Annotated in this window: 9 protein-coding genes; 7 read left to right on the top strand and 2 right to left on the bottom strand. The window is 61.4% G+C overall.

The annotated features are described in order from the left end of the window. A partial coding sequence (gene ptsP, locus ACIOU6_RS10695; protein WP_401135984.1) for a phosphoenolpyruvate--protein phosphotransferase occupies positions 1–2,220 on the top strand: 2,220 nt, incomplete at its 5' end. 107 nt (positions 2,221–2,327) lie between these two features. Here the strand turns inward: ptsP and ACIOU6_RS10690 are convergent. Next, positions 2,328–3,074, bottom strand: a complete 747-nt coding sequence (locus tag ACIOU6_RS10690; protein WP_401135982.1) for an NRDE family protein — start codon at positions 3,072–3,074, stop codon at positions 2,328–2,330. Between the two features lie 130 nt (positions 3,075–3,204). Between ACIOU6_RS10690 and ACIOU6_RS10685 the strand changes: the two genes are divergently transcribed. The 3 genes from ACIOU6_RS10685 to ACIOU6_RS10675 all read left to right on the top strand — a co-directional run bounded on the left by ACIOU6_RS10685 (position 3,205) and on the right by ACIOU6_RS10675 (position 5,902). Next, positions 3,205–3,987 (top strand): sulfite exporter TauE/SafE family protein, encoded by a 783-nt coding sequence (locus ACIOU6_RS10685; protein WP_221734086.1) that lies wholly within the window; start codon positions 3,205–3,207, stop codon positions 3,985–3,987. An 80-nt stretch (positions 3,988–4,067) separates the two neighbouring features. Further along, a complete protein-coding gene (gene lgt, locus ACIOU6_RS10680; protein WP_339430385.1) occupies positions 4,068–4,880 on the top strand; it encodes a prolipoprotein diacylglyceryl transferase in 813 nt (270 codons plus the stop codon). A 50-nt stretch (positions 4,881–4,930) separates the two neighbouring features. Next, complete coding sequence (locus tag ACIOU6_RS10675; RefSeq protein ID WP_221734084.1) at positions 4,931–5,902, top strand: thymidylate synthase; 972 nt, start codon at positions 4,931–4,933, stop codon at positions 5,900–5,902. A 124-nt stretch (positions 5,903–6,026) separates the two neighbouring features. Here ACIOU6_RS10675 and cadR read toward each other — a convergent pair whose 3' ends face one another. Continuing rightward, positions 6,027–6,476 (bottom strand): Cd(II)/Pb(II)-responsive transcriptional regulator, encoded by a 450-nt coding sequence (cadR, locus tag ACIOU6_RS10670; RefSeq protein WP_008088440.1) that lies wholly within the window; start codon positions 6,474–6,476, stop codon positions 6,027–6,029. 85 nt (positions 6,477–6,561) lie between these two features. Between cadR and ACIOU6_RS10665 the strand changes: the two genes are divergently transcribed. The 3 genes from ACIOU6_RS10665 (at position 6,562) to ACIOU6_RS10655 (ending at position 10,569) form a co-directional block, all read left to right on the top strand. Continuing rightward, complete coding sequence (locus ACIOU6_RS10665; RefSeq protein WP_401135978.1) at positions 6,562–8,823, top strand: heavy metal translocating P-type ATPase; 2,262 nt, start codon at positions 6,562–6,564, stop codon at positions 8,821–8,823. A 15-nt stretch (positions 8,824–8,838) separates the two neighbouring features. Next, a complete protein-coding gene (locus ACIOU6_RS10660) occupies positions 8,839–9,702 on the top strand; it encodes a LysR family transcriptional regulator (RefSeq protein WP_339539156.1) in 864 nt (287 codons plus the stop codon). Positions 9,703–10,203: 501 nt separating this feature from the next. After that, complete coding sequence (locus ACIOU6_RS10655; RefSeq protein ID WP_401135976.1) at positions 10,204–10,569, top strand: DUF6124 family protein; 366 nt, start codon at positions 10,204–10,206, stop codon at positions 10,567–10,569. Positions 10,570–11,279: the final 710 nt, after the last annotated feature.

Raw genomic sequence — 11,279 nt, 5'->3', positions numbered from 1 at the left:
GCGTTGGGGAATATTGTGTTGCGCGTCAAAGAGGCCATGGGCAGCCAGGTCTGCTCGGTCTACCTGCTTGATCCCGAGGCCAACCGCTTCGTCCTGATGGCCACCGAGGGCTTGAACAAGCGCTCGATCGGTAAAGTCAGCATGGCACCCAACGAAGGTCTGGTGGGCCTGGTCGGCACGCGTGAAGAACCCCTGAACCTCGAAAACGCCGCGGATCACCCGCGCTACCGCTACTTCGCCGAGACCGGTGAGGAGCGCTACGCCTCCTTCCTTGGTGCACCGATCATTCACCACCGCCGCGTTGTCGGCGTGTTGGTCATCCAGCAAAAAGAGCGCCGCCAGTTCGATGAAGGTGAAGAAGCCTTCCTCGTGACCATGAGCGCGCAGCTCGCTGGCGTCATCGCCCACGCCGAGGCCACCGGTTCGATCCGGGGTCTGGGCCGTCAAGGCAAAGGCATTCAGGAAGCCAAGTTCGTCGGCGTGCCGGGCTCGCCGGGTGCGGCGGTCGGTACGGCGGTGGTCATGTTGCCGCCGGCGGATCTGGACGTGGTGCCGGACAAGACCATCACCGACATCAACGCCGAACTGGCACTGTTCAAGACCGCCATTGAAGGCGTGCGCGCCGACATGCGTGCCTTGTCGGCGAAACTGGCGACACAACTGCGTCCCGAAGAGCGCGCGCTGTTCGACGTTTATCTGATGATGCTCGACGATGCTTCGCTCGGCAGCGAAATCACCACCGTGATCAAGACCGGCCAGTGGGCGCAGGGTGCGTTGCGTCAGGTGGTCACCGAACACGTCAACCGTTTCGAACTGATGGACGACGCCTACCTGCGTGAGCGTGCGTCGGACGTCAAAGACCTCGGCCGCCGCTTGCTGGCCTACTTGCAGGAAGAGCGGCAACAGAACCTGGTCTATCCGGAAAAAACCATTCTGGTCAGCGAAGAACTGACGCCGGCCATGCTCGGCGAGGTGCCTGAAGGCACGCTGGTTGGTCTGGTTTCGGTACTCGGTTCGGGTAACTCCCACGTTGCGATCCTGGCCCGGGCCATGGGTATTCCAACGGTGATGGGCCTGGTCGATCTGCCGTACGCCAAGGTCGACGGCATTGAAATGATCGTCGATGGCGTTCGTGGCGAGGTTTACACCAACCCCAGCGAAGTGCTGCGCAAGCAGTTCGCCGAAGTCGTCGAAGAAGAGAAACAACTGGCGCTGGGCCTCGATGCCCTGCGTGATCTGCCCTGCGTGACCCTCGATGGGCACCGCATGCCGCTGTGGGTCAACACCGGCCTGCTGGCGGATGTGGCGCGGGCGCAGAAGCGTGGCGCCGAAGGTGTCGGTCTGTACCGCACCGAAGTGCCGTTCATGATCAACCAGCGCTTCCCGAGCGAGAAGGAGCAACTGGCGATCTACCGCGAGCAACTCGCGGCGTTCCATCCGCAACCGGTCACCATGCGCAGCCTGGACATCGGCGGTGACAAGTCGCTGTCGTACTTCCCGATCAAGGAAGACAACCCGTTCCTCGGCTGGCGCGGCATTCGCGTCACCCTCGACCACCCGGAAATCTTCCTGGTGCAGACCCGCGCCATGCTCAAGGCCAGCGAAGGCTTGAACAACCTGCGGATTCTGCTGCCGATGATTTCCGGCACCCACGAACTCGAAGAAGCCCTGCACCTGATTCACCGGGCGTGGGGCGAGGTGCGCGACGAAGGCACCGACGTGCCAATGCCGCCAATAGGGGTGATGATCGAGATTCCGGCAGCGGTCTACCAGACCAAGGAACTGGCGCGGATGGTCGACTTCCTTTCGGTCGGCTCCAACGACTTGACCCAATACCTGCTGGCCGTGGACCGTAACAACCCACGGGTGGCGGATCTCTACGACTACCTGCACCCGGCCGTGCTGCAAGCGTTGCAAACCGTGGTGCGCGACGCCCATGCCGAGGGCAAACCGGTGAGCATTTGCGGCGAGATGGCCGGTGATCCGGCGGCGGCGGTGCTGTTGATGGCGATGGGCTTCGACAGTCTGTCGATGAACGCCACCAACTTGCCGAAGGTGAAGTGGATGCTGCGTCAGGTCAATCTGGACAAGGCCAAGCAATTGCTGGGCGAATTGATGACCATCGATAACCCGCAAGTTATCCACAGTTCGCTGCAACTGGCGCTGAAGAACCTTGGGTTGTCGAAGATCAATCCGCCGGCAGTCATCAAGGCCCTCTAAAAGGCTGATGGCCCCTTCGCGAGCAAGCCCGCACACAGGGGATTTGTGTCGATCACAGATCCAATGTGGGAGCGGGCTTGCTCGCGAAAGCGTCAGTCCAGATACCGCTAAACCACAATCTCGACTTCCCCCAGATGCCCGCCATACGGCCCGAAGCTGCGCTCCACCATCCTTCGCGCCCCATCCGCCTGCACCACCAGCGCCGTACTCGCCCGCGTCCCGTAACTCTGGCTGGCAATAAACACACTCGACAGCAGTGATTCCGTCGCCAGCCCCACGCCGGTATCCGGCAGCTCGGCAAACGGCGCCGTTTGCGCATCACCAAGTAACGCCAGCAACCGTGCGGGTTGCGGATCCTCCAGCACTGCACTCAACGCCGCCCTGGCCTTGAGCAACTTCGGCCACGGCGTGTCCAGTCCGGCATTGGATAACCCGTAGACCCCGGCCTGCAGCATCACCGGCTCCGACATCCGTGCGTTGTAGTGCCATAGCTCATGGCTGTTGCCCAGCAGCAGGTTGAACCCGGCGTACTCTGGAGACCGACCGACAACGTCGGCCAGATAGTCATCAATCGTCTCATCGCCCGCGAGAAACCCCGCCACCAGCTCCCCCCGCGATTTACGCGCCGGCGGCTGATGCGGGTCGCGGATATTGGTCAGCGCCGCAAAGCGCCCGTTGGCGCCGATCCCCAGCCAGGTGCCACCGGCTTCGAGATCGCGTCCGGCGTGCACATGCGGTGCCTCAGGCCATTGCGCCAGTGGCAGACTGGGGCGGGCGTAAAACTCGTCACGGTTGGCCGCAACGATCAGCGGCTGGGCATGGCCCGGGCGCCAGGCAAAAACGATCAGGCACATAAGGTGGTCCTTGTGTGTTTTTTGCCCACTCTACGCATCCGGCGTCCGTGCATCCATCGCCAGTTCCGCCTAAGGGTATGCATCCGTTACCATGCCGCTCCGGTTTGGGGAAAGCGTCTGGGAGACGGTCATGGAATTTCTGCTCTATCTGGCGCTGGGCGCCTGTGCAGGCGTGCTGGCCGGGCTGTTCGGGGTGGGCGGCGGGATCATCATTGTCCCGGTGCTGGTTTACAGTTTCACTTTGCAGGGCTTCGACCCATCGATTCTGACCCACCTGGCGGTCGGCACGTCGTTGGCGACGATCATCTTCACCTCGGTCAATGCCGTGCGTGAGCACCATCGACGTGGTGCGGTACGCTGGCCGGTTTTTGCGTGGATGACCGTGGGTATTCTGGTCGGCGCCGGTTTCGGTGCGCTGACGGCCGAAGCGATTTCCGGGCCGCATTTGCAAAAAATCATCGGTGTATTTGCCTTGGTGATTTCCGTGCAGTTGGCGCTGGACGTCAAACCCAAGGCCAGTCGAACGGTGCCGGGCAAACTCGGTCTGTCCGTGGCTGGCAGTGTGATTGGCTGGGCCTCGGCGATTTTTGGCGTCGGCGGCGGATCGCTGACCGTGCCGTTCCTGACCTGGCGCAGCGTACCGATGCAGCAAGCGGTAGCGACCTCGTCGGCCTGCGGGCTGCCCATCGCCCTGGTCAGCGCATTAAGTTTCATGATTCTGGGCTGGCACGATCCGTTGCTGCCGGCCCATAGTCTCGGTTTTGTCTATTTGCCGGCGCTGTTGGGCATCGCCCTGACCAGCATGGTGTTCGCCCGTCTCGGCGCGCGTTTGGCGCACAGGTTGTCGCCGCGCTTGCTGAAAAGGCTGTTCGCCGCTTTGCTGTTCACCGTAGGTTTAAGCTTTTTGCTTTGATCGCGTCGCAATCCTGGCTTAATCCTGAGGTGACAGCGTCGCCCGGGAATTCTGGTTTCAACTTCTAACGAGGAGTCGCAATGCTGCCTTACCCGCAGATCGACCCGGTGGCTCTGGCCATCGGTCCGCTGAAAATCCACTGGTACGGTCTGATGTACCTGATCGGCATCGGCGGCGCCTGGCTGCTGGCGTCCCGGCGGTTGAACCGCTTCGACCCGACCTGGAGCAAGGAGAAACTCTCCGACTTGATTTTCTGGTTATCGATGGGCGTCATTGTCGGCGGGCGGTTGGGCTACGTGCTGTTCTACGATCTGAGCGCCTACCTGGCCAACCCGTTGCTGATTTTCGAAGTGTGGAAGGGCGGCATGTCGTTCCACGGCGGCTTTATCGGCGTGATGCTGGCCGCGTTGTGGTTCGGCAAAAAGAACAACAAGTCGTTCTTCCAGTTGATGGACTTCGTCGCACCGATGGTGCCGATCGGCCTGGGCGCCGGGCGTATCGGCAACTTTATCAACGCCGAGTTGTGGGGCAAGCCGACCGACGTGCCGTGGGCGATGATCTTCCCGCCGTTCAGCGACCCGGCGCAGTTGCCGCGTCACCCGTCGCAGCTGTATCAGTTCGCCCTTGAAGGCGTCGCGCTGTTCCTGATCCTGTGGTTGTTCTCGCGTAAACCGCGGCCGACCATGGCGGTATCGGGGATGTTCACGCTGTTCTACGGCATCTTCCGCTTCATCGTCGAATTCGTCCGTGTACCGGACGCGCAACTGGGCTATCTGGCCTGGGGCTGGCTGACCATGGGTCAGGTTCTTTGCGTGCCGATGGTGCTTGCCGGTCTGTACTTGATCTGGCTGGCTTATCATCGCGCGCCGGCAGCGCCAGCGGCGGCCGTATAAATTCGAAGGCCGGGGGCGACGGCCCCCGGGTTCAAGGACACAGGTAACTCATGAAGCAATATCTCGAACTGGTCTCGCACGTCATCCAGAACGGCACCAAACAGGCCAACCGCACCGGCATCAACACCATCAGTTTCCCGGGGGCGATGCTGCGTTTCGATCTGCAGGAAGGTTTCCCCGCGATCACCACCCGCAAGATGGCCTTCAAATCGGCCATCGGCGAGATGTGCGGCTTTCTGCGCGGCGTGAACAATGCGGCTGAATTCCGCGCGCTGGGCTGCAAGGTCTGGGACCAGAACGCCAACGAAAACGCCCAGTGGCTGGCCAACCCGTTCCGTCAGGGCGACGACGACCTCGGCGAAATCTACGGCGTGCAATGGCGCAAATGGCCGGCGTACAAGCAGATTCCGCTGAGCAACACCGCCGCCATCGAACAAACCTTGAGCAACGGCTACAAGCAAATCGCTCAAGGCGAAGAAGACGGTCAGGCCTACGTGGTCCTGTACAAAGCCATCGATCAGGTGCGCCAGTGCGTCGACACGATCATCAATGATCCGGGCAGCCGCCGCATCCTGTTCCACGGCTGGAACTGCGCGCAACTCGATGAAATGGCCCTGCCGCCGTGCCATCTGCTCTACCAGTTCCACCCGAATGTCGAGACCAGGGAAATTTCCCTGACCCTCTACATCCGCTCCAACGACCTGGGCCTGGGCACGCCGTTCAACCTCACCGAAGGCGCCGCGCTGCTGAGCCTGATCGGTCGCCTGACCGGTTACACCCCGCGCTGGTTCACCTATTTCATCGGTGATGCGCACGTCTACGAAAACCATCTGGACATGCTCAACGAACAACTCAAGCGCGAGCCGTTTGCTATGCCGAAACTGAAGATTTCGGATCGCGTGCCGGAATTTGCCAAGACCGGTGTGTATCAGCCGGAGTGGCTGGAACTGGTGGAACCGAGTGATTTCTCGCTGGAAGGCTACGAGCACCACGCGCCGATGACTGCGCCGATGGCGGTCTGAAGGTTTCACGCAATACCCTGTGGGAGCGGGCTTGCTCGCGAAGAGGGTGTGTCAGTCAATTATGTGTTGGCTGACACACCGCTTTCGCGAGCAAGCCCGCTCCCACATTGGTTATCGGGTGTTCTTAATGGCCGTGACTACGGCCTACATGTGAATGCTCCACCTCCGTCGCCACAACCCCGCCACTCACTTCCAGCCGCTGCAAAATCCCGCATTGATCGGCCCCCGGCCCTTCGCCACAGCGTTGGCGCAGGTCGAGCAGTTGTGTCTGCAACGCCAATAACCCGTCAATTCGTGCCTTTACATGCTGGATGTGTTCGTCGATCAGCGTGTTAACGCTTTCACACTGATCCTGCGGGCTATCACGCATGGCCAGCAGGCTGCGGATTTCTTCGAGGGTCATGTCGAGGGTGCGGCAGTTGCGGATGAAGGTCAGGCGCTCGGCGTGGGCCTGGGTGTAGACGCGGTAGTTGCCGTCGCTGCGGGCGGGCTCTGGCAGCAGGTTTTCGCGCTCGTAGTAACGGATGGTTTCGACGGCGCAATCGGTCAGCTTGGCCAGTTCTCCGATCTTCATGACGGCAATCTCCAAAAGGGTGCTTGACCCTATAGTGGCTACAGGGTCTTTACTTGGCAACAGGCACTTTCATGGACGCGACCCGATGAGCGATTCTCAGCACACCCATAAGCCCGGCGACGGGCACGATCATGGCCACAGCCATAAATTGCAGCCTGTGCATAAACATGACCACGGCGGCGATTCCTGCTGCGCGTCGAAAGCTGCGGCACCTGCGCTGGTGCAACTGAGCGAGGCAAAAAGCGCCGACGCCCGGCTGAGCAGCTTTCGCATCGAGGCGATGGACTGCCCGACCGAACAGACGCTGATCCAGAATAAACTCGGCAAACTGGCCGGCGTCGAGCAACTGGAATTCAACCTGATCAACCGCGTGCTCGGCGTGACCCACACGCTGGCGGACAACGCACCGATCATCGAGGCGATCAAATCCCTCGGCATGCAGGCCGAACCGCTGGAGGCGGGCGTCGAGTCGCCAGCCCCGGCCCCCGTGAAAAAACACTGGTGGCCATTAGCGCTGTCCGGTGTCGGTGCGCTCGCTGCCGAAGTGATCCACTTCACCAACGCCGCGCCGACCTGGGTGGTGGCGATCATCGCGCTGGTGTCGATCCTCAGCGGTGGCCTCGGCACCTACAAGAAGGGCTGGATTGCCCTGAAGAACCGCAACCTCAACATCAATGCGCTGATGAGCATCGCCGTGACCGGTGCCGTGTTGATCGGCCAATGGCCGGAAGCGGCGATGGTGATGTTCCTGTTCACCGTGGCCGAGTTGATCGAAGCACGTTCGCTGGACCGTGCGCGTAACGCCATCGGCGGCCTGATGCAAATGACCCCGGAGCAGGCGACCGTATTGCAGGCTGACGGTCGCTGGCTCGAACAGGAAGTGAAAAGCGTCGAACTCGGCGCCCGCGTGCGGGTGAAACCCGGCGAGCGCATCGCGCTGGACGGTGAAGTCGTCAGCGGCCGTTCGACCATCGATCAGGCGCCGATCACCGGGGAAAGCCTGCCGGTGGAGAAAACCGTGGGCGATAAAGTGTTCGCCGGCACCATCAATCAGGCCGGTTCGCTGGAATACGCGGTCACCGCAGCGGCGAACAACTCGACCCTGGCGCGGATCATTCACGTCGTCGAGCAAGCCCAGGGCGCACGCGCACCGACCCAGCGCTTCGTCGATCAATTCTCGACAATCTACACCCCAGCGGTGTTCGTCCTGGCCCTGGCCGTGGCGATCATCCCGCCGCTGTTCATGGGCGCGGTGTGGTTCGACTGGATCTACCGCGCGCTGGTGTTGCTGGTGGTCGCGTGCCCATGTGCCTTGGTGATTTCCACCCCGGTGACCATCGTCAGCGGTCTCGCGGCGGCGGCGCGCAAAGGCATTCTGGTCAAGGGCGGCGTGTACCTGGAGGGCGGTTTCAAGCTCGATTATCTGGCGCTGGATAAAACCGGAACCATCACCCACGGCAAACCGGTGCAGACCGATTACCTGTCCCTCGACCCGACTGCCGACGCCACCGCCCCGGCGATTGCTGCCGCGTTGGCCGGCCGTTCCGACCACCCGGTGTCGCTGGCCATCGCCAGCGCCGCTGTGGATAAAAACCTCGCGACGCTGATTGTGGATAACTTCGAAGCACTGGCCGGTCGTGGCGTCAAAGGCGAGATCAACGGCCAGGTCTACTACTTGGGCAACCATCGCCTGGTTGAAGAGCTGAACCTGTGCTCCCCGGCGCTGGAAGAAAAACTCTTCGCGCTGGAGAAACAGGGCAAATCCGTGGTGCTGTTGCTCGACAAGTCCGGCCCGCTGGCGCTGTTTGCGGTGGCCGACACCGTCAAGGAGACCAGTCGCGAAGCGATCCGCCAGTTGCATGAGCTCGGAGTGAAAACCCTGATGCTCACGGGCGATAACGTCCACACCGCTCAAGCAATTGCAGCGCAGGTGGGCATCGATCAGGCTCAGGGCGATTTGCTGCCGACCGACAAGCTGCAAGCCATCGAAGCGCTTTACGCACAGGGCCACCGGGTCGGTATGGTCGGCGACGGTATCAACGATGCCCCGGCATTGGCCCGCGCCGAGATCGGTTTTGCCATGGCCGCAGCGGGCACCGACACGGCGATAGAGACTGCCGATGTTGCCCTGATGGACGACGATCTGCGCAAGATCCCGGCATTCATTAGCCTGTCTCGCGATACCGCCAGCATCCTGAAACAGAACATTGCATTGGCGTTGGTGATCAAGGCTATCTTTCTTGGGGTAACCTTCGCCGGGCTCGCCACCATGTGGATGGCGGTGTTTGCCGACATGGGCGTGAGCCTGCTGGTGGTGTTCAACGGTTTGCGCCTGTTGCGCAAATAATCGAGAGGAATGGTTGTGCTGAGTGCCGAGCTGAAGGCGTTTTACATGGTGGCCCGCTTGGGCAGCATCACCCTGGCGGCGAAGAAACTCGGCCTCAGCCAACCGACCGTGACCACGCAGATTCGTAACCTTGAAAGCCACTATTCGGTAGAGCTGTTCTACCGTGGCGGTCGCCGCCTCAGCGTCAGCGATGAAGGCGCGAGGCTGCTGCCGATGGTCAAGGCGTTGTTGCAGCAGGAAGCCGATATCGAGTTTTTCCTGCGCAACAGCGGCCAGGTGCAAGGCACGCTACGCATCGCCGCGACCGCGCCGTATTACATCCTCGATCTGGTGAAGACCTTCCGCGAGCGTCTGCCGCAAGTGGACGTGTCGGTGGAAATCGGCAACTCGCAGCAGGTGCTCGAAGCGCTGGAGGATTACCGGGTCGATGTCGCCGCGTCGTCGCAGTTGCTGGATGATGCGCGGCTGATTCGTCGGGTGCTCGGCACTGATCCGCTGGTATTGGCGGTGCATCGCAATCACCCGCTGGCGGTGCATGAGCATGTGTCGCTGAGTGCGTTGGTCGGGCATACGTTGCTGATGCGCGAGTCGGGTTCGACCACGCGGCGGTTGACCGAAGAGTTGCTGGCCAGCGCCGGGGTGAGTTTCGGGCCGCTGCTGGAGATCGGCAGCCGTGAATCGATTCGTGAGGCGGTGTTGCGCAACATCGGCATCAGCATCATTGCCCGCCAGGAAGTGCCGCATGATCCGCAGCTAAAGGTGCTGACCCTTGAGCATGCGCCGCAGATTCCCGAATACCTGTACTGCCTCAAGGAGAGGAAGGGCGCGCGGTTGCCGGCGGCGTTTTTGGGGTTGGCGCAGGAAATGTCCCCGGCCTGAGATCTTTCAGTGTCTGTGCCGGCCTCTTCGCGAGCAAGCCCGCTCCCACATTGGCATGTGTTCCCCCTGTGCGGGCGGGCTGCTCGCCAAGGGGGCAGCCGCCACAGCCAAATCCGACAGGTAAATCCCCAATCTCTGTAGGGCACTAAACCCTTTCCAGCGCAGGTGTTTAAAGACACTCGGTGTTACGCCCGGCAGCCTACAAATCCTTGCGCCGCTGCCTACGCATGCACCAGAATCCGCCGGCTTGTGCGCCTTGGGTCGGCTGCGTAACTTGGTTCGCATCACTGATTCCCAGTGATCGGGTTTAGCAGCCCGTGGTTAATCTAAGGGTGCACACACACATCATCAGTCAGGCTCTGTGCCTGCATCGATGGCGGCTGTGCGCAGGGCGCTTCGGCGCGCCGGCTTCCTTAGGTTCCCCGGTCTGCTAACCTGCGTTCAGCTGCCACCCCTTCTTTTAGCAGAGAAGCGGTTCCAGCTTTATTTCGGAACCTGAAGATGATTAAACCAACGCCAAACCCGCCGGTCACAGACCCGGCATCCCCCTACGAATCGCCCGATTCAAAGAAATTCCACGAAGCCGCCGAGCGCGCCCTCGACCACTATCTCGGCCCGCCGGCCGCCGCCATCATGGCCGCGCCCTACACCCCCAACACGCTGTACATGGCGCACCCCGAGGCTGACACCGAATCCCTGCTGGCCGACGCCAGTGAAACGCTCGGCTCCGCCACCGTCATGCTCCACAACCACGCGGCACTGGTGGATGGCACGCACCGCAAAACCCTGCAAGGCATCGCCCAGGTGGTGATGCTGGCCGAGCTGGCGGTCAATCGTGTGCTGGACAGGTTAGTGCCGACCGAATGATCAACGCGCTCAGCAGCGCAAGCCCATGTGCCGCTGAGTGGAGGCTAGAGGTGTCGATCGCCTGAATCTTTTGGTGAATGTCTGGGCCTCTTCGCGAGCAAGCCCGCTCCCACATTGGCATGTGTTCCCCCTGTGCGAGCGGGCTGCTCGCCAAGGGGTCAGCCGCCACAGCCAAATCCGACAGGTAAATCCCCCATCTCTGTAGGGCACTAAACCCTTTCCGGCGCAGGTGTTTAAAGACACTCGGTGTTACGCCCGGCAGCCTACAAATCCTTGCGCCGCTGCCTACGCATGCACCAGAATCCGCCGGCTTGTGCGCCTTGGGTCGGCTGCGTAACTTGGTTCGCATCACTGATTTCCAGTGATCGGGTTTAGTAGCCCGGATCAGTTGACTTACGGCTGCACAAGAATCATCCAGTCGGGCGCTTGCTTGCACTTGATGGTGGCTGTGCGCATGGCATCTTCGGGTGCGCCGGGTCTTGAGTCTTCTGCCGGTCTACTAACTTGCGCACAGCTGCCACCCCTTTCGTTTAGTAGCGAAATGGCTGCGGCTCTACTGGAGAAAGACTCAATGTTCAAACCGACGCCTAACCCGCCGGTCACAGATCCGGCATCCCCCTACGAATCGCCCGATTCAAAGAAATTCCACGAAGCCGCCGAGCGCGCCCTCGACCACTATCTCGGCCCGCCGGCCGCCGCCATCATGGCCA

The sequence above is a fragment of the Pseudomonas sp. NPDC087615 genome (genome assembly GCF_044743445.1).
Classification (GTDB): domain Bacteria; phylum Pseudomonadota; class Gammaproteobacteria; order Pseudomonadales; family Pseudomonadaceae; genus Aquipseudomonas; species Aquipseudomonas baetica_A.
This window is presented reverse-complemented; position numbering and strand designations above follow the sequence as displayed.